19 protein-coding genes and 1 pseudogene are annotated in these 19,581 nt (G+C 46.3%); 10 read left to right on the forward strand and 10 right to left on the reverse strand.

What is annotated here, in order from left to right:
• Positions 1–3: 3 nt before the first annotated feature.
• Genes dltB through ACH32G_RS05965 form a run of 3 tightly spaced genes read right to left on the reverse strand, consistent with a single transcriptional unit; the run spans position 4 to position 2,858 of the window.
• A complete protein-coding gene (dltB, locus tag ACH32G_RS05955) occupies positions 4–1,185 on the reverse strand; it encodes a D-alanyl-lipoteichoic acid biosynthesis protein DltB (protein WP_045925514.1) in 1,182 nt (393 codons plus the stop codon).
• Positions 1,182–2,693, reverse strand: coding sequence for a D-alanine--poly(phosphoribitol) ligase subunit DltA (dltA, locus tag ACH32G_RS05960; protein ID WP_448814103.1), 1,512 nt, complete (start codon positions 2,691–2,693; stop codon positions 1,182–1,184). The genes dltB and dltA overlap by 4 nt, the downstream gene beginning before the upstream one ends.
• 15 nt (positions 2,694–2,708) lie before the next feature.
• Positions 2,709–2,858, reverse strand: a complete 150-nt coding sequence (locus ACH32G_RS05965) for a teichoic acid D-Ala incorporation-associated protein DltX (RefSeq protein ID WP_013354059.1) — start codon at positions 2,856–2,858, stop codon at positions 2,709–2,711.
• 443 nt (positions 2,859–3,301) lie between these two features.
• Between ACH32G_RS05965 and ACH32G_RS05970 the strand changes: the two genes are divergently transcribed.
• The 3 genes from ACH32G_RS05970 to ACH32G_RS05980 all read left to right on the forward strand — a co-directional run bounded on the left by ACH32G_RS05970 (position 3,302) and on the right by ACH32G_RS05980 (position 6,136).
• Complete coding sequence (locus ACH32G_RS05970) at positions 3,302–4,243, forward strand: 1,4-dihydroxy-2-naphthoate polyprenyltransferase (protein ID WP_016937498.1); 942 nt, start codon at positions 3,302–3,304, stop codon at positions 4,241–4,243.
• Positions 4,244–4,364: 121 nt separating this feature from the next.
• On the forward strand, positions 4,365–4,997 hold the full coding sequence (locus ACH32G_RS05975; RefSeq protein WP_007407732.1) for a GTP pyrophosphokinase: 633 nt from the start codon (positions 4,365–4,367) through the stop codon (positions 4,995–4,997).
• A gap of 278 nt (positions 4,998–5,275) precedes the next feature.
• Positions 5,276–6,136 carry a glycosyltransferase family 8 protein gene (locus tag ACH32G_RS05980; RefSeq protein WP_016937499.1) on the forward strand — a complete coding sequence of 287 codons (861 nt, stop codon included), beginning with the start codon at positions 5,276–5,278 and terminating at the stop codon, positions 6,134–6,136.
• Positions 6,137–6,189: 53 nt separating this feature from the next.
• On the opposite strand, the gene ACH32G_RS05985 is transcribed toward ACH32G_RS05980, so the two are convergent.
• On the reverse strand, positions 6,190–7,938 hold the full coding sequence (locus ACH32G_RS05985; RefSeq protein WP_448814104.1) for a S8 family serine peptidase: 1,749 nt from the start codon (positions 7,936–7,938) through the stop codon (positions 6,190–6,192).
• Positions 7,939–8,100: 162 nt separating this feature from the next.
• Between ACH32G_RS05985 and celB the strand changes: the two genes are divergently transcribed.
• Entirely contained in the window at positions 8,101–9,435 is a 1,335-nt protein-coding gene (gene celB, locus ACH32G_RS05990; RefSeq protein WP_016937501.1) for a PTS cellobiose transporter subunit IIC, read from the forward strand.
• A 27-nt stretch (positions 9,436–9,462) separates the two neighbouring features.
• Here celB and ACH32G_RS05995 read toward each other — a convergent pair whose 3' ends face one another.
• Positions 9,463–9,846 carry a VOC family protein gene (locus tag ACH32G_RS05995; protein WP_032875731.1) on the reverse strand — a complete coding sequence of 128 codons (384 nt, stop codon included), beginning with the start codon at positions 9,844–9,846 and terminating at the stop codon, positions 9,463–9,465.
• A gap of 84 nt (positions 9,847–9,930) precedes the next feature.
• Between ACH32G_RS05995 and ACH32G_RS06000 the strand changes: the two genes are divergently transcribed.
• Positions 9,931–11,118, forward strand: coding sequence for a class I SAM-dependent rRNA methyltransferase (locus ACH32G_RS06000; RefSeq protein WP_264819360.1), 1,188 nt, complete (start codon positions 9,931–9,933; stop codon positions 11,116–11,118).
• 81 nt (positions 11,119–11,199) lie between these two features.
• Here the strand turns inward: ACH32G_RS06000 and ACH32G_RS06005 are convergent, their stop codons facing one another.
• The 5 genes and pseudogenes from ACH32G_RS06005 to ACH32G_RS06025 all read right to left on the reverse strand — a co-directional run bounded on the left by ACH32G_RS06005 (position 11,200) and on the right by ACH32G_RS06025 (position 14,342).
• Positions 11,200–12,042 (reverse strand): DUF2268 domain-containing protein, encoded by an 843-nt coding sequence (locus tag ACH32G_RS06005; protein ID WP_448814282.1) that lies wholly within the window; start codon positions 12,040–12,042, stop codon positions 11,200–11,202.
• A gap of 60 nt (positions 12,043–12,102) precedes the next feature.
• Positions 12,103–12,846, reverse strand: a pseudogene (locus ACH32G_RS06010) (MerR family transcriptional regulator); the annotation flags it as partial.
• A gap of 127 nt (positions 12,847–12,973) precedes the next feature.
• The gene (locus ACH32G_RS06015; RefSeq protein WP_016937504.1) at positions 12,974–13,168 is read right to left on the reverse strand and encodes a YwbE family protein; all 195 of its coding nucleotides are present in this window, start codon (positions 13,166–13,168) and stop codon (positions 12,974–12,976) included.
• 125 nt (positions 13,169–13,293) lie between these two features.
• Positions 13,294–13,974 carry a CidB/LrgB family autolysis modulator gene (locus ACH32G_RS06020; protein ID WP_012118753.1) on the reverse strand — a complete coding sequence of 227 codons (681 nt, stop codon included), beginning with the start codon at positions 13,972–13,974 and terminating at the stop codon, positions 13,294–13,296.
• The gene (locus ACH32G_RS06025) at positions 13,956–14,342 is read right to left on the reverse strand and encodes a CidA/LrgA family holin-like protein (RefSeq protein ID WP_016937505.1); all 387 of its coding nucleotides are present in this window, start codon (positions 14,340–14,342) and stop codon (positions 13,956–13,958) included. The genes ACH32G_RS06020 and ACH32G_RS06025 overlap by 19 nt, the downstream gene beginning before the upstream one ends.
• A gap of 106 nt (positions 14,343–14,448) precedes the next feature.
• Between ACH32G_RS06025 and cidR the strand changes: the two genes are divergently transcribed.
• The 5 genes from cidR (at position 14,449) to efeO (ending at position 19,575) form a co-directional block, all read left to right on the forward strand.
• Entirely contained in the window at positions 14,449–15,357 is a 909-nt protein-coding gene (gene cidR, locus ACH32G_RS06030) for a cidABC operon transcriptional activator CidR (protein ID WP_016937506.1), read from the forward strand.
• Positions 15,358–15,359: 2 nt separating this feature from the next.
• Entirely contained in the window at positions 15,360–16,178 is an 819-nt protein-coding gene (gene thiM, locus ACH32G_RS06035; RefSeq protein ID WP_448814105.1) for a hydroxyethylthiazole kinase, read from the forward strand.
• Positions 16,175–16,843 carry a thiamine phosphate synthase gene (thiE, locus tag ACH32G_RS06040; RefSeq protein ID WP_448814106.1) on the forward strand — a complete coding sequence of 223 codons (669 nt, stop codon included), beginning with the start codon at positions 16,175–16,177 and terminating at the stop codon, positions 16,841–16,843. Before thiM ends, thiE begins: the two co-directional genes overlap by 4 nt.
• A gap of 135 nt (positions 16,844–16,978) precedes the next feature.
• Entirely contained in the window at positions 16,979–18,427 is a 1,449-nt protein-coding gene (locus tag ACH32G_RS06045) for an FTR1 family protein (protein WP_448814107.1), read from the forward strand.
• On the forward strand, positions 18,424–19,575 hold the full coding sequence (efeO, locus tag ACH32G_RS06050; RefSeq protein ID WP_448814108.1) for an iron uptake system protein EfeO: 1,152 nt from the start codon (positions 18,424–18,426) through the stop codon (positions 19,573–19,575). The genes ACH32G_RS06045 and efeO overlap by 4 nt, the downstream gene beginning before the upstream one ends.
• Positions 19,576–19,581: the final 6 nt, after the last annotated feature.

The following is a 19,581-nucleotide window of genomic DNA, read 5'->3' on the forward strand; positions in this document are numbered from 1 at the left end:
CCTTTAGTGATGAAATGGTTTTCCTGAGAAAATATAAAATCCGAAACATACGAAATGGAATGTGATGACGATGGCTACAAAGGCCGTAAAACGATTGGCGGGCAGCCACTTGTATTTCTTATTCCATTTCTCAAAAAAGTTATACCCCGTCATTAACACGGCATGGTACAGGCCGTACACAATATATTGCAGGGCGAGCCCGTGCCAGACGCCCATCAGCATGAACAGCAGGAAATACCCGATGTTCGAGACGGCCATCCGGTTCTTTATCCATTTTTTCTTTGTCATCCAGAAAACAAAGCGCATAAATACGTAGTCTCTGAACCAAAAGGATAAGGACATGTGCCAGCGGTTCCAGAAGTCTTTAATGTTTCTGCTGATAAACGGCTTATTAAAGTTTTCCGGAGATTTGATACCCATAATGTAGCTGACACCGACGGCAAACATCGTGTAGCCCGCAAAGTCGAAAAACAGGTACAAGCTGTATCCGTACATGTACAGCACATTGCTCCACAGTTTGCTGTGGGTGATATGAGACAGATTCATAATGAAATACGTGTTAATCGCATATCCGATAATGAATTTGTACAAGAAACCGATAAAAATTTTATGAATGCCGGTATACAGTAAATCAGCATATTCTCCCTTTGTCCATACTTTCTGTTCGTCCTTGGCAAATCTGCGGTATCTGTCGATCGGACCGGAAGAAATGGTCGGGAAAAACATAATAAAGTACAAAAGGCGGTGAAGCGGCATTTTTTCTTTAATCAGCCCGTCTCTCGTTTCCATGATCAGCTGGACGCCTTTAAATGTCAAATAAGAAATTCCTAAGAAACTGATCAGGTTATGAACCGGATGATGAGGCACCGGCGGAAAGAAAAACGGCCATAATTTAGATAAAAACAGGGGTAAAATGGACGCGATCACGGCCATGCTGAAGACAAAGCCGCTGTTGGCTTTCAGTCTGTAAGCGAGATACCCCCTGATTAACAGCACCTGCCACAGCGTAAAGATACATAATGCAATGACGCCGTGCAGATCATGCGAGAAAATCAAAGCCAATACGATGATGGATATAAACATGTTGTATCCTTGGAATCTCTTGCCGTTCAGCCCTAAAATAATCGTCGGCAAGAGAAGGATTCCAAGTAAGATAAAGAAGAAAAACGAGCTGTAAGGCGTCATACAAGAACCTCTTCGCCAATGCGTTTACGGTCGATTTTTCCGTTCGCAGTCATTTGAATGTGATCCTGATAAATGAATTTTCTCGGAATCATGTAAGCCGGAAGCGAAGCGGCCAGCTCTTTCTTAATAGCGCTTGTCAGCTGGAATTCTTTTTCGAAATCATGTTTTTCAGGCACGATGGCGGCAATTAGATATTCGACAGGTCCGTTAGGCTGATACGGGATGACAACCGCTGAGCGTACATATTGAGACTGCCTTACATGCACTTCGATTTCCTCAAGCTCCATTCGGTAGCCGTGAAGCTTTATCTGGAAATCCAGGCGTCCTTGGCAGAAAATCTGACCTTCTTGAGCATAACCGGCATCACCCGTATGATATGCCCACTGTCCGTCAACAGAGAAAAACGCTTTTTCCGTCAGAGACGGCTCGCCGAGATACCCTTTGCTTACGCTCGGGCCGGCAATGATGATTTCCCCTTTTTCTCCGTCCGGAAGCCTATTCCCGTTTTCATCCATGATGAAGATATTCATATCGGGTTTTGCAAATCCGACGGGCAGAGATTCATTTTCATCGATGACCTGCTGCGTAATTTCCACGGAGGTGACGGCAACCGTTGTTTCGGTCGGGCCGTATGTATTGAATACGCGGGCCTTCGGAAAACGGTTTAACAGTTCCTGTGCCACGGCAGCCGGAAGCGCTTCTCCGCAAAACATAAATACTTCTGCGTCAGGCAGGAGCTCCTGCGTAAAGCCGGGGTCCATCAGACACATTTGGACGAAAGACGGCGTCGATGTCCAGACGTTCAATTTAGATTTCTCCAGCTCTTCAAATAGTACTTTCGGTTTATTGATTTTGTCTTTCGTTACACAGTGCAGCGTACCTCCCGTTTGAAGCGACGGGAAAATGTCCATGACAGATAAATCAAAAGAAAACGGAGCTTGATTTAAGAATGTCTTGCCTTCGCCCACAGGAAAATCCCTGCAGATCCAGTCTGTGAAGCTTTGCAGGTTATCAGCTGATATCTGCACGCCCTTCGGATTTCCCGTGCTGCCGGACGTGTAAATAATGTAAAACGTGTCCTGATCTTTTACCCAGTTCTCACGGCTGAGGTCTGCATCTCCGTCAGCTGCAAGCTCTTCGGGTGTAACAGTTTTAATCAGATTGCTCCCCGTATCGACTGCATCGCCCGTTACGCTGATGAGCAGCTCTGCGCCTGAGCTTTCAATGATTTTGACGATCCGCTCTGCCGGAATGGACACATCGACAGGAATGTAAGGGCGGCCCGCTTTGACGCTTCCTAAGAAAGAAACGATCATATTCGGCTCCATATGTCCGTAAACCAGGACAGGTGTTTTCGAACCGTCAGCCGTATGTTGTTGAATGCCGGACGCAACCCGCTCCGACAAATCCCATAATTCCCCGTAAGTGAGGGAATGATCTAAGGAACGAAACGCTTCGGCCTGAGGCTTGGCGTCTGCATATGTTTTTATAGCATCAAGTAGTTTCATAGTTATCCTCCCCGATTAGAAATCGTTGTAAATATAAGTGCCGGTATTGGCTGTATGAAATCCATACATCCAAAAGAGCAATACTAATATCAGAAAATAAAAGCCCGTATGAAACGTCCATTTAACCAATGTATTTTCATAAGCACGTTTTAATTTTTGCATCATGTTAAAATTCCTTCCCCGCGTATTCAATAATTACACCAGTATATGACGATTAGATTAACAAAAAGTTTCAAAATATGTCTAATATCCTAAGCTTAAAATTTCCTTAAAAATGAATGAGAAACAAAAGGATGGAAAATACGCATGTATAAATTGGCAAATGATCATACTAAAAAAGCGCATGTTCAGGCGGGATTTTTAACTTATCGTAAATATAAATGAGGTAAAAAAATTTCGGCGGCTTTTTCTTACGCAGGCTTGTGCCGAACCCCAATGGGGAAGGGCGGAAAGCCGTTTTCGGCAGCAAAGCTGACGGAGCGCCGCATCTTGTGAAATGGGGAAGAAATTATTATGATAGATAAGGTAGCAGAAAACATAAAAACCCCAATTCAACACTACTGTTATCGGCTGACTGTGAAAGCCTTTTAATAGAAAGGAAGAGGAAAATGAATCAAAACAATATGGGAGGCAGCCAAAAGACGCCTGAAAAAGAAAGCATGGGCCGCATTTTATGGCAGTTAACCCGCCCTCATACATTGACGGCATCGTTTGTGCCCGTACTTCTCGGCACTGTATTGGCGATGTTTTACGTAAAGGTTGATTTCCTGCTGTTTTTGGCCATGCTGTTTTCCTGCCTTTGGATCCAGATCGCCACGAACTTATTCAATGAATATTACGATTTTAAACGCGGTTTAGATACGGAGGATTCTGTCGGTATCGGCGGAGCGATCGTCCGCCACGGCATGAAGCCGAAAACGATTCTGCAGCTGGCGCTCGGCTCTTATGCGATTGCCCTCGTGCTCGGTGTTTATATCTGCATGAGCAGCAGCTGGTGGCTTGCGGCAATCGGCCTTGCCGGCATGCTGATCGGCTACCTGTATACGGGCGGCCCGCTGCCGATTGCGTATACACCGTTCGGTGAACTATTCTCCGGTATTTGCATGGGCTCTGTGTTTGTCCTTATTTCTTTCTTCATTCAGACTGGCGGAATTAATGAACAGAGCATTTTGATTTCCATCCCGATCGCCATCTTGGTCGGCGCGATTAACCTGTCCAATAATATCCGTGATATTGAAGAAGATAAAAAGGGCGGACGTAAAACGCTGGCGATTTTGATGGGGCATAGGGGAGCCGTCATGATACTGGCCGCGTCCTTTGCTATCGCCTACATCTGGATCGTCGGTCTTGTTATCATGGGATATACAAGCCCGTGGCTGTTCCTGGTCTTTTTGAGCGTGCCGAAACCCGTTCAGGCCGTGAAAGGCTTCGTGAAAAACGAAATGCCGATGAACATGATTATTGCGATGAAATCAACGGCGCAAACCAATACATTCTTCGGATTCCTGCTTTCCATCGGACTCCTGATCAATTATTTCCTGATCAAATGACAAGGCAAATGCCATAACGGCATTTGCTTTTTTTATGACATAATCTTCACGATTTTGTAAAGAACCTGACCGCCGACCGAACCGTCTGATATGTGGACAGCAAAGCAAGGAGATGAAAAAAATGGACTTGTCAACAGCCCATATGGATGATTTAAAAACGGTCATGGAAGATTGGAAAAATGAATTATTAGTTTATAAATTCGCTTTAGATGAGCTGGATACGAAGTTTTCTATCATCAGTCAGGAATATAATCTGATTCACGGGCATAACCCGATCGAGCATACAAAATCACGCGTTAAAAGTTTCGAGAGTATCGTCAATAAACTGATGCGCAAAGGCTGCGATGTGACGACGCAAGAAATGAAAGAGCATATTCATGATATCGCAGGTGTCAGGATTATCTGTTCTTTTATATCAGATATTTATAATGTCGCTGAGGTTTTGAAACAGCATAAGGACCTGAAGATCGTGAAGGTGAAGGATTATATTAAACATCCGAAGCCGAACGGCTACCGCAGCCTGCATTTGATTATTGAAATTCCCGTCTATTTGACGAATCGGGTGGAATATGTGAAGGCGGAAATCCAAATCCGCACCATCGCCATGGATTTTTGGGCGAGCCTTGAGCATAAAATTTATTACAAATTAAATAACGAAGTCCCGAAGCATCTGACTGACGAGCTGAAGGAAGCGGCGGACATCGCCCATTATTTAGACGAAAAGATGCTTGGGATTAAGAAAGAAGTCGATTAACCGATTGGCGCATTACAAACAGCCGGACTGCAAATAAAAGCGGTCCGGCTGTTTGTTTATCCAATGACGCTCACCGTTTTTCGCTGTCGGCCTTGATGGGCTTGCCGCCGTTCACATAGACCTCGCCGCTAAGATCATTTTCTTTCCTCACTCCAAACAAAGAAGAAAGATATCAACTCGTCAACAGCACATTCCCGCAGAAAAAATGTGTAAGATCGGGGTTTACTTTTGAAAAAAAGGGAAAGAAAATGATACAACAAAAAGGGAGATGAATATCAGTGGGAAAGAATGAAACAATGCATATCGTATCATGTGCCGATGATAATTATGCTCGTCATTTGGGTGGGATGTTCGCTTCTTTATTGATGAATATGGATAAAACAAGGAATGCCAAATTATATGTGATCGACGGCGGAATTACTGCCGAAAACAAGGACAAGCTTGAACAGACTGCGATGTCATTCGGAACGCCGCTTGAATTTTTAGAAGTGGATGCTGATCAATACAAACATGCGGTCGAAAGCAGCCACATTACAAAAGCGGCTTATTACCGCATTTCCATACCTGATTTAATTAAGGATGAGTCCGTAAAGCGGATGATTTACATTGATTGCGATGCAATTGTGATGGAAGATATTTCGGTTTTATGGGATTTGGATATTTCCCCGGCAATAGTTGCGGCAGTAGAAGATGCCGGACAGCATGAAAGACTGAAAAAAATGAATATCAGCGACACGGCCAAGTATTTCAATTCCGGCATTATGATTATAGATTTTGAACCTTGGAGAAAACAGAATATTTCCAAAAAAGTGATTGATTTTATCAATGAAAACAGTTCGGAGGATTTTCTCGTGTTTCATGATCAGGACGCGCTTAACGCGGTCTTATATGATCAATGGCATGAACTGCATCCGCGCTGGAACGCGCAGACGCATATTATCATGAATGAGAAAACGCCTCCTGAACTGATCGACCGTATACGTTACAGAGAAACACGGGCCGAACCGGCCATCGTCCATTTCTGCGGCGGAGACAAGCCTTGGAATACAGGCACCGCGCACCCGTACCGTGATCATTATTTCCGATATATGTCCTTTACGAAATGGAACACGATCGATCGCCCGGCCATGAACCAATAGGCAGATGGGAGAAAAACGCTTATGAAGCCATGATGCGGCTCATAAGCGTTTTTTTAATGTTTCACCCGAATTGCGCGCACGCGTTTTTGCAGGCTGGTCTTTTCGGCAGACGGCTTCAGCCGGCTGACCGCCGTTTGGGCCGCTGATTTTGCCTTTTTCGTTTTGGTTTTTTCGGCCGTTTTCACTTTGTCCCTTGCCTGCTTCCGGTTGAGTTTCTCTTTTATCCGGTCAAGCCGTTTTTCCAGAGCGGTTTTTTCTTTTCCCGGCTGAAGCTCGCTCACTGCTTTTTTGGCTTTTGCGGCGTTGGCCTCAGAGGTCTTTTTTTCGGCCTGTCTGACGCTGGCCCCAGCCGTTTTCAAAAGGCCTGAATTGACAGCGTCAAGCCGCTTTTGCAGTCCTTTTTTCTCTGATCCGGCCGGTAATTTCCGGATGGCGCTTTGTGCCGCATTAACGGCGGTTTTTTTCTTTTGTTTTTCGGCAGTCCGGACTTTGTCTTTGGCGTCCGTCACATTTCTTGCTGTCTGAACTTTATTGATTCGGGACTCGAGGGCGGTTTTTCCCTTTGACTTTGAAAGCTTGCTGACAGCCGTTTTTGCTTGATTGATATCTGCCTGCTTTTTCGTTTTTTCCGCTTTTATTACGGCCAGTTCGGCAAAGCTCTTTTGCTTTGCGTGATATTGCACCAGGCCGTACCCGAATCGGCTGTCACGCCCGGGAGCGCCCAGATCTTTGATGTTTTGCTGCATCTGCTGCCGGAGCTGTGTATTTGTTTCTTCCGGATATTTTTGCTTGAGCAGCGCGAACATTCCGGTGACGTGCGGCGCGGCTTGAGATGTGCCGTCAGCCACGGCGTACATTTGATTCAGGTACGTGCTCGTAATATTGGTGCCGGGTGCGGCAAATTCAATTTGTTTTCCAGTCGTAGAAAAAGCCGCAAGACCGTTTTTTTCGGTTGACGCTGAGACTGCCGTTACGCTGCTGTAGGCGCCCGGATAATTGACGGGTTTTTTGTTGCCGTCGTTTCCTGCGGCGGCTACGATCACAATGCCTTTTTTGTATGCTTTGTCGACGGCGTCGTGAAGAATTTTGCTGTCTGCGTTAGTTCCGAGACTCATATTGATGATGTCCATTTTGTTGGCGATGGACCAGTCGATCGCTTTAAGAAGGCTTTTGAGATCTCCCGCGCCTTTTTTGTCCAATGCTTTAACCGCATATAACCGGACATCCGGCGCGATGCCGTCAATGCCGTATCTGTCATGTTTGGCGGCAATGATGCCGGCGACATGCGTACCGTGCCCGTTGTCATCTTTGTATGAAGATGTATAGCTGACTGCGGAATAGCCTCCCGCAACGGAAAGGTCATCGTGAGGGTAAATGCCGCTGTCAATGACAGCCACTTTCACCTTTTTTCCCGTCAAGCCTTCTTTCCAGGCCTGCTTGACCTGAGTGGGCTCTATATCCCATTGCGGCAGCGTGTAACTGCTGCTTGATGCCGCTGTTAACGGGTGGATATCAGAACCGCCTGCTGCCTGAAAGGATACATTGTCTTCAACATATAAAATGTCAGGATCATGTTTCAGGTCTTTCACCGTTTCCGAATCAGCCGACACGGCGACTGCGGGAAGATGCTGATAGGTCTGTTCTACATCCGCTCCGCTGTCTATGGCGGACTCCTTGCCGTTATTATTTTTGTAGACCACGATAACGTCCCGGTCCTGCATCTCGGCGTGAGCGGGTGCCGCGGCTGCGAACAGGGTGACGCACAAGGCCGCGGCCATGATCGGTTTCAGGGTGTGATACATTGTGATTCCCCCTTTTTCTTTATATATCGGCAGTGCGGAATTCTTTTTTTCCTAAGGGATAAGGAAAATTTCTGTATGCAAATGTAAGCGTTTCCAAAATATGATGGAGAAAATGCTTTAAGACATCTGCGCAATGAACTCAAAAAGGGGGTTTTTTGATAAATGAGTACGTTTAATCGGGTAATGGAAGAAAAAATCATGCCTGTCGCCGGAAAAGTCGCCGGCCAAAGGCACTTAAGAGCTTTGCGGGACGGCATTATTTTGACTATGCCGCTTATTATCATCGGATCGGTTTTTCTGATTCTGACGAGTCTTCCGATTCCCGGTTATGCCGATTTTATGGCTGGTCTTTTCGGTGAAAATTGGGTTGAAAAGCTCGGGTATCCCGTGAATGCGTCCTTTGACATTATGGCGCTTGTCGCCGCCTTCGGGATTGCTTACCGGCTTGCGGAAAGCTATGAGGTCGATGCCCTGTCGTCGGGAGCCATTGCCCTTGCCGCCTTTTTATTGGCGACACCGTATCAGATTCCTTTTATTCCTGACGGCTCGTCAACAGAGATTATGGTGGGGGGCGGCATTCCGATTTCGCTGCTCGGAAGCAAAGGTCTGTTTGTCGCGATGATCATAGCAATGCTGTCTACGGAAGTGTACCGGTTTATCGTACAAAGAAATATCGTCATTAAGATGCCTGACGGAGTGCCGCCTGCGGTCAGCAAATCGTTTGTTGCGCTCATCCCCGGTTTCATTATTATTACGCTCGTATGGCTGGCCCGTCTGTTTATTGAAATAACTCCTTTTAAAAGCCTCCACAATGTCGTAGGCGATCTGCTGGGCACCCCGCTGTCTATTTTGGGCGGGAGTCTCGGCGGAAGTCTTATCGCCGAATTCGTGCAAATGCTGCTTTGGTCGTGCGGCATACACGGCGCGTCCATTATCGGCGGCGTCATGTCGCCGATCTGGTACGGGGCGATGGACGCCAACCGTTTGGCTTTTCAGGCGGGAGAAGCGCTGCCGAGCATTTTTACGACACAGTTCTTTCAAATATGGATCAATGTCGGCGGAAGCGGCGCAACGCTTGCCCTTGTGCTGACCATGCTTGTGCGCTCCAGAAGCAAACAGATGAAACAGCTCGGCCGACTCGGCATCGGACCCGCGATCTTTAACATTAACGAGCCGATTATTTTCGGGATGCCGCTCGTCATGAATCCGCTGTTAATCGTGCCTTTTATCATCGCACCGCTCTTGACCATTACGGCGACGTACATCGGGATGAGCACGGGAATGGTGGCAAAACCGGCGGGAATCGCCGTGCCGTGGACGATGCCGCCGCTGATTTCCGGTTATCTGGCGACGGGCGGGAAGATCTCCGGTTCGGTCATGCAGCTGATCAACCTCCTGATTACATTTATCATTTATTATCCGTTTTTCAGAATGTGGGATCTTCAAAAATGGAGAGAGGAACGGGCAGCGGAACAAAACGTCACAGAAGAAATATAAAAAAACGGGCGCTTCTGCCCGTTTTTTTTAACGCTGGAAAAATTCGATCCATTCGCCGTCAGGTCCTTCAATGTAAAAGTAGCGGTACCCGTTCGGAAGCGTCGTGATTTCTTCATCGATAAATACGGCGCCCTGACGCTTCGCATGCGTGAATTCCGCCGCGATATCTTCAGTTAATAAAGCGATATGATGCACTTTTCCTTCTGCGGGAAGCTCGCTGCTGTAGCCTTGAATCAGCTCAATCTCCGTCTCAGGCCCTTCCTGAAAGCCGAGAAAGGCAAGTTCAATAATGCCGTTCGTATGAGTGATACGATCCTTTAACTGCATACCGAGAACGTCTTGGTAAAAAGCAATGGATGTTTCAATATCTTTGACCATAATGCCTGTATGGTCGATTCTTTTGGCTGTCATGGTTTTCCCCCTGTTTTGAATTTTTCGGGACAATGCATGTTTTATGGTACGATAAGAGAAAGCAAAACGAAAGAGGAATGCACAATGAAGCTACTTACAGTGAAAGATACATTTGCCGGAAAGCTGAAAAAAGGATTCCCCCTGATTGAAAAAGACGCTCTGTCCGGAAGCTCGGCTCACTTAACAGAGGGCGATCTTTTTGATGTAACATCCGAGAAGGGCGAATTTATCGGGAAAGGCTATTACGGTTTGCAGAATAAAGGAGTCGGCTGGGTGCTGTCCCGTGCGAGAGACGAACAAATCGACGGACGTTTCTTTCTGGACAAGCTGAAAAAAGCGGCTGAAGGAAGAGCCCATCTTTTTAAGGCGCCCGATACGACGGCGTTCCGTCTGTTCAACGGTGAGGGCGACGGCATCGGCGGCGTCACGATTGATGTCTATGACGGTTATCTGCTGATTCAGTGGTACAGCAAAGGCATTTACGCATATAAGGACAGTTTGATTGAGGCGATTGACGGCCTGGAGCTTTCTTATAAGGCGATCTACGAAAAGAAACGGTTTGATACCGCCGGACAGTACGTGGAAGACGACGACTTTGTCAAAGGTGAAAGAGGAGACTTTCCGGTCATTGTTCAAGAAAACGGCATACAGTATGCGGTGGATTTAAACGACGGGGCGATGACGGGCATTTTCTTAGATCAGCGTCATGTACGCAAAGCGATTCGGGACAAGTATGCAAACGGCAGACGGGTGCTGAATACGTTCTCTTATACGGGGGCATTTTCGGTTGCGGCGGCGCTTGGAGGAGCTGAAAAAACGACCAGTGTCGATGTCGCCAACCGCAGTCTTGCAAAAACGATTGAACAGTTCAGCGCCAACGGAATTGATTACGAAGCACATGATATTAAAGTCATGGATGTTTTCAAATACTTCGGCTATGCGGAGAAAAAAGGGCTGGCGTTTGACCTCATCATCCTTGACCCGCCTTCTTTCGCCCGTACAAAAAAACGGACGTTCAGCGCGGCGAAAGATTATAAAAACCTGCTGAAGGAAACGATCGCCATCACCGCAAAAAACGGCATCATCGTTGCATCGACAAACAGCAGCGCCTTCAATATGAAGAAATTTAAAGGCTTTATAGAGACCGCCTTTAAAGAAACAAACGAGCGTTACGACATTTTGGAAGAATATACGCTTCCGGAAGATTTCAAAACGATTCCCGCGTTTAAAGAAGGGAACTATTTAAAGGTTGTTTTCTTACGGAAAAAATAGGATTATCGTTTAAAGCGATGAAAGAGGGGGAAAGAAAACCTTCCTTCATCGCTTTAAATTGGTTGAAAATAAAACAGGTTGTTAAAGAAACAGTCCGCTATTATGCAGTATCTCATCTGTATTAAGTAAAGTGGCCTCTCTAATTCCCACATTGTTGGCCTTCATGAAGGATTGCACTGCTTGGTAGCCAACCGCATAGCCTGCAAACGGTGATAAGCCGACAGGCTGATAACCTTGTTGGACTGCAAAGATGTCACCAAACATGTAACTGCTGACCTCAGCAAATCCTTTCATATTTAATGAGTCTTTGATGATTTCTTTTGAGTATTCTAAGTCTTCCTTTTCAAAAGAAGTAACCCAAGGACCTAACAGAGCTTCTCCGTAAAGTTCTTTGGCAAACGATTCTGCCAACCCCTCTATAATTAAGTAATCACCAACCGTTACGTTCCCATAATCCCAATTGAAATACGAAAAACGAATATTATGATGAAATTCATGTGCGATTACAGCAGGCAGTCTCGGTATATTATAAGTATTGGGAAAAATACTAACTTGAATAAATCCCGGAATTCCTCCAAATCCGCAATATCCTTTATGTAATTCAAGTTTTTTTGGATTAGCCAGATACATTCCGAATCTTATTTCATCAGCGTTTATTTTTAAGTTGCTTTCTTTGAGGAATTCAACACAATGAGTTAAGGCATCATATGCAATTTTAGGAGCATGAATTTCTTTCAGGCTCTCTAATGCTTTTTTTCCGGTTTCCGTGTCCGATATGCTCAGGTAGCCCAGCATATTTGCAGCCATTATTACATCATATCCGTTAGGGTGTTTTGACTTTAAGGGGACATTAATCTTCTTCCACATGTCTTCGAAGGGTTTCATCATTGAGTATCGATAATAATCTTCTCTATTTTCAATCATTGAAAATAACTTTTCGTATTGCCCGATTGTATCCTCTATAATGATTTTAATTGGTATCACCCTTTTTTGATTATCTATATAGATTTTAATTGCGTCACTCATGAGCTTCGCCAATCCTTCACCATACTGATCGATGTTCTTAGTAAAGCGTTTATCTTCAACATAGAGTTGACCTAATCCATAAAAGGCATCAAAAGAATATTCGCCAAAATTATCATTTAAAAAATCAAACCATTCTTTTACAGCTATTTGTACTTTCGGAGAGTTGGGGGATTGGTTAATGAGCAATGCAAATTTATTGAACATTGCAGTCCACTTATCAGATAAATCTTTTTGTTTACCATCAGTCATGCTTTTCAATCTTATATTCACCTTATCGACAGGTTCATCCCCCCACCGTTTGCGAGCTTCTTGTTCATAAAGGTTATGTTTAAAGTGAATTCCCTCAAATCTCTCTTTGTTTGTCATGCAGATTTCTCCCATCATATGTTTGATTGATTTATCGATGGTATCAATCATCTTGTCGACTCTATTTCGTTTCTCCATCAACATTTTCTTTTGTAAGATTAAAGCCTCTCTTCGGTTAAATGAAGGACTGTTAATGATTTTTTTAATTTCTTTCAGGGAGAAATCGAGTTCCTTGAAAAATAATATCTGTTGCAGCTGTTCAAGGTGTTCTTCTGAATAAAGCCGATAACCGGAATCGGTAGTTTTAGGAGTCAATAATCCAATCTGATCGTAATGATGGAGAGTACGGATGCTTACTCCAATCAGTTCAGCTACTTCTTTTACTTTCATATCCATCACTTTTTCCGCCTCCTCAATTGCTACTCTAAAGTATTACGCGGCGTAAGAGTCAATAGTTAGTTATGGATTTTTCGATTTAGCTATCACAACAAAAAAAGCCGGGCATGCAGCCCCGGCTTTTTTTCTATTCAATAATCTGCTGAACCCGGCCGATTCGCCCGTCCTCCAGGCGAACCTTAATGCCGCGCGGGTGGAAGCTTGAGTTCGTCAAAATATCTTTCACGATTCCTCTTGTCAGTTTTCCTGAACGCTGATCGGCTTTCAAGACGATATCGACTTCAAGCCCTTTTCTGATGCTGTTTCGCTGCTGGCCGTTCATATGACACATCCGTTCTTCAATCTTTTCATTTCATGTCTTATCATATCGTGTTTTCGTCTTTTTATGAAGGACAGACTGATTGATCTCTGGCAAATAAAAAAGACCGCTCTGTCAGGAGCAGTCTTTTATGACATAAACGAAAGCAAAATCGGGGCCGCGCACAGCGTCATAATCGCGGCGAGAATCATGGACACGCTTGAGATCGTACCTGAAACGGAGCTGAGCTCAAATGCTTTAGATGTTCCCGCTCCGTGTGCGCTTGTTCCGAGCAGCACGCCCCGGGCAATTTCGTTATCAATGCGGAAATAGCGGATGACCATCGGCCCGATGATCGTTCCCAATAAAGCCGTTAAAATGACGAAAACCGCTGTAACGGCCGGCATCCCGCCGATCATTTCTGATACGTTCATGGCAATCGGCGTCGTCACTGATCGCGGCACGAGACTGTCGACTAAGCTGCTGCCAAGATGGAACCATTTTGCGATAAAGGCCGTTGACAGAATGGCGATACATGAACCGACCGCTACGTTCAAAATAATTTCCACGGCGTATTTCTTTAAAATCGGGAAATATTTATAAAGCGGGATGGCGAACGCCACTGTTGCCGGCTGAAGCATATCGGTCAGCAGTCCGCCGCCGAGATTGTATGTCTGATATGGGACATTAACAAGAAGCAGCAGTACGACCAAAACAGCGGGCGTAATCAGAAGCGGCGACGTATACACCCGCGGAAAACGAATGTAGAGTTTTTTCGCGCCCAAATACACTAAGACAGTTAAGAATAAACTTATGATTCCGATGAACACGTTTGTTTTTTCTCCTTTCTTTTTGCTATCAGCTGTGTAAGCGTACCTGTTGAAACCATCACGACAAATGTGCTGATGATGACGACAAGTAAAATGCTTACACCGAATTTAGACATAATATCTCCGTATTCAATCACTCCGACGGCAGACGGGATGAAAAACAACAGCAGCTCACCGAGGAGCCATGCTGCGCCAAGCTCGATCCATTCAAGCTTGATAATCTTGAAATGCAACAATGTGAAAAGAATCACAATCCCGATTATACTGCCGGGAATATTTATATGAAGAGCCGCCGTGACCCAATTGATCAGACGCGCAAATATAAACAGCAGAGCGATTTGAATAACGGTAAGCAACAATTTTTTCATAATGATGCCTCCCTTATATTTATATTGTACATAAGGTTTTGCTATAGGTAAAATATATATAAAGAATAATATGTATTCCTTTTGTCTATAGAAAGGATGAGATGAAATGGACATCCGGCACTTAACATACTTCTTGGAAGTGGCCCGTTTGAAAAGTTTTACGAAGGCTTCGCAGTCACTGTATGTTTCACAGCCGACAATTTCAAAAATGATTAAAAATCTGGAGACGGAGCTCGGCATCAAGCTGTTTTACCGCAATGGCCGGCAGGTTGAACTGACTGACGCCGGACAGAGCATGTATGTGCAGGCGCAGGAGATCACAAAGTCATTCCAAAATCTGACATCAGAGCTGAATGATATTATGGAGGTAAAGAAAGGGCACGTCCGCATCGGATTGCCGCCGATGATCGGGTCGGGCTTTTTCCCGAGAGTGCTCGGTGACTTCCGCGTCACATATCCCGATGTGACGTTTCAGCTCGTAGAGGACGGCTCAATTAAAGTGCAGCAAGGTGTGGAGGACGGCTCGCTTGATATCGGGGTCGTCGTGCTTCCCGCGAATGAAGAGATTTTTCATACGTTTACAATCGTAAAGGAAACCCTCATGCTCGTCGTCCATCCGTTACATCGGCTCGCGGACGAGAAAGAATGCAGTCTTCACGAATTGAAAGAAGAGCCGTTCATCTTTTTCAGGGAGGATTTTGTCCTTCACAATCGAATTATGACGGAATGTGTGAAAGCCGGGTTCAGGCCGCACGTCATTTATGAAACGTCACAGTGGGACTTTATCAGCGAAATGGTATCGGCCAATCTCGGCATCGGCCTGCTGCCGGAAAGAATCTGCCGCGGCCTTGATCCTGAGAAAGTCAAAACCATTCCGCTCGTTCACCCGGTCATTCCGTGGCATTTAGCCATCATTTGGCGGAAGGACCGCTACATGTCCTTTGCCGCCAGAGCCTGGCTGGAACATACAAAATCGTACTTGTGGAATCCGAAAAAGAGAAAAAAGGATGATTAAGCATGGATGCACAAACCGCAGCTCAACACTTGAGTAAAGTGCGGGAGCAATGCCCGCTCGTTCACAGTATTACCAATAACGTCGTCACGAACTTCACCGCTAACGGCCTGCTTGCGCTCGGCGCATCACCCGTTATGGCTTATGCAATTGAGGAGGCCGCCGACATGGCGAAAATCGCCGGAGCGCTCGTCCTGAATATAGGCACCCTAAGTCCGGCATCGGTTGAAGCTATGATCGCCGCGGGAAAATCAGCCAACGAAAACGGCGTTCCGGTCATTTTTGATCCGGTAGGCGCCGGCGCCACGCCGTTTCGGACGGCATCAGCCCGCAAAATCATACAGGAGGTCCGCTTGTCCGTCATTCGCGGAAATGCCGCGGAAATCGCCAATATTGCCGGCGTATCCGATTGGAAGATAAGAGGCGTGGATGCTGGGGAAGGCGGAGGAGATACGCTTCAGCTCGCCAAGACGGCTGCAAGCGGGCTGAAAACTGTCATTGCGATTACCGGAAAAACTGACATCATCTCTGACGGCACCGACACATACGCCGTTCATAACGGTGATAAACTGCTGACGAAGGTGACGGGGGCGGGATGCCTGCTGACGTCTGTAATCGGAGCCTTCTGCGCAGCGGGCCAGGATGCTCTGCAAGCGGCGGTTTCAGCCGTTTCTGTATACGGAAGCGCCGCTCAGCTTGCCGCTTTGGACACGTCTCACAAGGGCCCGGGCAGCTTCCAGATTGAGCTTTTAAACAAGCTGGCAAGCATTTCAGAACAAGAAGCGGCCGAGCTTGCTGCAATTGAAAGGGTGACAGAAAAATGACGCGTATTTCTCGGGAAATGATGAAGGATATGTTATCGGTTTATTTTATTATGGGATCAAATAATACTGACGCAGACCCCGTGTCTGTGGTGAAAAAAGCCATAGAGGGCGGCGCTACGCTTTTTCAATTTCGGGAAAAGGGGAGCGGTTCTTTAACAGGGGAGGAACGTGTCCAGTTTGCAAAGCAGGTGCAGGATGTCTGCAGACAGGCCGGCATTCCTTTCATCATTAATGATGATGTTGAATTGGCCTTGCGCCTTATGGCGGACGGAGTGCATATCGGCCAGGATGACGCAGACGCTGCAGAAACGAGAGCGGCAATCGGTGATATGATTCTCGGTGTATCTGCACATAATGTCTCCGAGGTGAAGCGGGCGGAAGCTGCCGGAGCCGATTACGTCGGAATGGGACCGGTCTATCCGACCGAAACGAAAAAAGATGCTGAAGCTGTGCAGGGCGTTACATTGATTGAAGAAGTGCGGCGTCAGGATATCACCATTCCGATTGTGGGAATCGGCGGCATTACAGCGGCGAATGCGGCGCCCGTCATTAAAGCGGGAGCAGACGGCGTCAGCATGATCAGCGCCATCAGCCAAGCCGATGATCCAAAAGAGGCGGCGCGCAGATTTTTTGAAGAAATTCAGCGTTCCAAAGCAAAAAGCTGACATGTTTCTGTCAGGAGGGCTGTCCGGGGAGGACGGCCCTTTTTTTGTATGCGCAACTTTTTATTGACAAAGGCCGAGATCGGACTATGATTATGATATATAATGATAATCATTTTCAACTACAGGAGGTGCATGATGGCACGGAAGCTTGCTTTCATGTTATTCAGCCTGCTCGTCATAGCCAGTTCTTCTGCCGTGGCGAAAGGCGCTGATCCCATCGCTTCACTTATCAGCCTGAATCAGCAAATGATTCAATCTGCAAAGGACGGAAACCTGCAATCCGCCGAAAAAACATTTTCACAATTAAAAATAGTATGGAAAAAGGAAGAGCCTGCTATTAAAAAAGAAAATCTATCTTCCTATTCAAAAATGAACTCCAATATCGCAATGATTTCACTTTCTTTGCTTAATAAAGACACCAAAAAGGTACAGGCGGAGCTTTCTGAGCTTGGGTCCCATTTAGAAACCTACCGGCAGGCCGTCACATTAAAAGGTGCAGCCGTCGGGAGCTCAAGGCTTACACTCTCAGCCTATATTCAAAGCTTAAAAGAGACGAAACAGCTGATCAAAAGCAGCCAAAGTGCTGAAGCCCAAGCAAAAATCGATCAGCTTGTCACGAATTGGCTGGCTGTCGAAGGAGACGTCGTATCCCAATCCAAAACGGCCTACACGACCTCAGAAGAGAATCTGGCACTCATGAAGGCGGAAGCCGAAAACCGCCCGGATCAGGCCGTTAAACATATTGACGAAATGATTCAGCTCCTTGAGCCGATTGCGTCAAGCAGCTACAGCTGGCTGGACGCCGCTCTTATCCCGATAAGAGAGGGAATGGAGGCGCTTCTTGTGATCGGCGCGCTGTTGACGATGACGAAAAAAGCCCGGGTCACCCGTTCATCCGCTTGGATCTGGGGCGGAGCGTCACTCGGCATGCTCGTCTCTCTCGGGGCGGGAGTCGGCGTCACCCTGCTGTTTTCCTCAAACATTTTCGGAGAAAACAATTTTCTGCTCGGCGGCGTGACCGGCATTCTGTCTGCCGTGATGCTCCTGTTTGTCGGCGTCTGGCTCCACCGCAACGCTTCAATGGATAAATGGCGGGAAAAAATCAACACACAAAAATCGCAGGCGCTTAAAAAAGGAAGTCTGCTGTCCTTCGCGCTGATCGCCTTTTTGGCAGTCGTCAGAGAAGGGCTTGAAACGGTAATCTTTTTTATCGGCCTCGTCGGCAAGCTGCCGCTTACCGAATTAATAGGAGGAACCGCAGCGGGATTGCTGATCCTTGCGGCAGCGGGTTTTCTCATGATTAAGCTCGGAATGCGGATTCCGTTAAAGCCGTTCTTTCTGCTGTCCATGGCCGTCGTTTTGTATATGTGCGTGAAATTTCTCGGTACGGGCATCCACAGCTTGCAGCTGGCGGATATTCTCCCGTCTGACGCTGAAAGCTGGCTTCCGTCGGTATCGTTTCTCGGCATCTATCCGTCGGTTTTCAGCACCATTCCGCAGCTGTTCATCATTGGCTTTTTAGCCGCAGCACTCATCATGGAAGCCGTAAAATTAAAATCGAATAGAAGGGAAGTTGCAAAATGAAACAGATCCGGAAAGCGGCTTTATCAGCCGGCTTACTCCTCGCTCTGTGCTCGGGCTGCGGCGCTCAGCAGTCAGCGTCTGACAAAGGAGCCGAAAAAAACAGTGTAAATCAGGACATCAAAGCATCAGTGGACAAAATGGAGGATATTCTGACCAAACTGAATGAATCCGTTAAAAAACAAGACCGGAAAGGCATTCAGCAAAAAGGAAAAGAACTGAACAGCTACTGGCTCTCATTTGAAAATAAAATCCGCGGAGATTATCCGTTTGAATACACGGATATCGAAAAGCACCTGCAGCCGATTTATACAGAAGCACAAAAAGATAAGCCTGATACAGAGAAGATTAAATCGGAATCTATATCGCTGACAGCCTCGCTGGAGGAGCTGACGGGCGCTGGAAAAAGCAGCAAAAAGGCCAGTGACCAGCTCAAGAAAGCGGCGGGTGACTATAAAACATATGTCAAAGAACAGAGCGATCAGCTTGTAAAATCGACCGAAGCGTTCACAGACGCCGTCAAGGCGGGTGACATCGATCAAGCGAAACAACTTTATCCGAAGGCGCGCGTCTATTATGAGCGAATTGAACCGATTGCCGAAAGCCTCGGCACGCTTGATCCGAAAATCGATGCCAGAGAAAATGATGTGGAAGAAGGCGGCAAATGGACGGGCTTCCACAAGCTTGAAAAAGCGCTCTGGAAGGACAATCAGATTTCTGGCGAAAAAGAAACGGCCTCCGTCCTGTTAAAGGATGTGAAGAAGCTTGACGGTTCTATCGATTCTCTCAAACTGACACCTGAACAAATCGTCGCCGGCGCCATGGAGCTTCTGAATGAAGCGGGCATCTCAAAAATCACGGGTGAAGAAGAACGTTACTCCCGCATTGATTTAACAGATCTGGCCGCCAACGTCGAAGGCTCAAAAGCCGTCTATGAAACAGTGAAAAGCGCACTTGTGAAAGATCATTCCGGCGTCACGGAAAAACTTGATACGGAATTCAGCGAATTTGAAGTTTTGATGTCGAAATACAAAACAGGCGATCATTCGTATACGCCTTATGATAAATTAAGTAAAGATCAAATCAGAGAGATAAGCACGAAGCTGACGGCCCTTTCTGAAACCATGTCGAAGATTGCCGATGTGCTTTAAAAGGAG

It is taken from the genome of Bacillus sp. CIS52 (genome assembly GCF_053545315.1).

What these genes read in the sequence shown, in the direction of transcription:
- ACH32G_RS06015 (WP_016937504.1), bottom strand. Translation starts at nt 13,168, where the DNA reads ATGAACGGCCAGCAGCGAAACAGCATCAGAAAAGGGCTTGAAGTCGAT.
- celB (WP_016937501.1), top strand. Translation starts at nt 8,101, where the DNA reads ATGAGTACGTTTAATCGGGTAATGGAAGAAAAAATCATGCCTGTCGCC.
- efeO (WP_448814108.1), top strand. Translation starts at nt 18,424, where the DNA reads ATGAAACAGATCCGGAAAGCGGCTTTATCAGCCGGCTTACTCCTCGCT.
- ACH32G_RS05985 (WP_448814104.1), bottom strand. Translation starts at nt 7,938, where the DNA reads ATGTATCACACCCTGAAACCGATCATGGCCGCGGCCTTGTGCGTCACC.
- ACH32G_RS05965 (WP_013354059.1), bottom strand. Translation starts at nt 2,858, where the DNA reads ATGATGCAAAAATTAAAACGTGCTTATGAAAATACATTGGTTAAATGG.
- ACH32G_RS06005 (WP_448814282.1), bottom strand. Translation starts at nt 12,042, where the DNA reads ATGATTGAAAATAGAGAAGATTATTATCGATACTCAATGATGAAACCC.
- ACH32G_RS06045 (WP_448814107.1), top strand. Translation starts at nt 16,979, where the DNA reads ATGGCACGGAAGCTTGCTTTCATGTTATTCAGCCTGCTCGTCATAGCC.
- thiM (WP_448814105.1), top strand. Translation starts at nt 15,360, where the DNA reads ATGGATGCACAAACCGCAGCTCAACACTTGAGTAAAGTGCGGGAGCAA.
- ACH32G_RS05995 (WP_032875731.1), bottom strand. Translation starts at nt 9,846, where the DNA reads ATGACAGCCAAAAGAATCGACCATACAGGCATTATGGTCAAAGATATT.
- ACH32G_RS06000 (WP_264819360.1), top strand. Translation starts at nt 9,931, where the DNA reads ATGAAGCTACTTACAGTGAAAGATACATTTGCCGGAAAGCTGAAAAAA.
- ACH32G_RS06025 (WP_016937505.1), bottom strand. Translation starts at nt 14,342, where the DNA reads ATGAAAAAATTGTTGCTTACCGTTATTCAAATCGCTCTGCTGTTTATA.
- dltB (WP_045925514.1), bottom strand. Translation starts at nt 1,185, where the DNA reads ATGACGCCTTACAGCTCGTTTTTCTTCTTTATCTTACTTGGAATCCTT.
- ACH32G_RS05975 (WP_007407732.1), top strand. Translation starts at nt 4,365, where the DNA reads ATGGACTTGTCAACAGCCCATATGGATGATTTAAAAACGGTCATGGAA.
- dltA (WP_448814103.1), bottom strand. Translation starts at nt 2,693, where the DNA reads ATGAAACTACTTGATGCTATAAAAACATATGCAGACGCCAAGCCTCAG.
- ACH32G_RS05970 (WP_016937498.1), top strand. Translation starts at nt 3,302, where the DNA reads ATGAATCAAAACAATATGGGAGGCAGCCAAAAGACGCCTGAAAAAGAA.
- cidR (WP_016937506.1), top strand. Translation starts at nt 14,449, where the DNA reads ATGGACATCCGGCACTTAACATACTTCTTGGAAGTGGCCCGTTTGAAA.
- thiE (WP_448814106.1), top strand. Translation starts at nt 16,175, where the DNA reads ATGACGCGTATTTCTCGGGAAATGATGAAGGATATGTTATCGGTTTAT.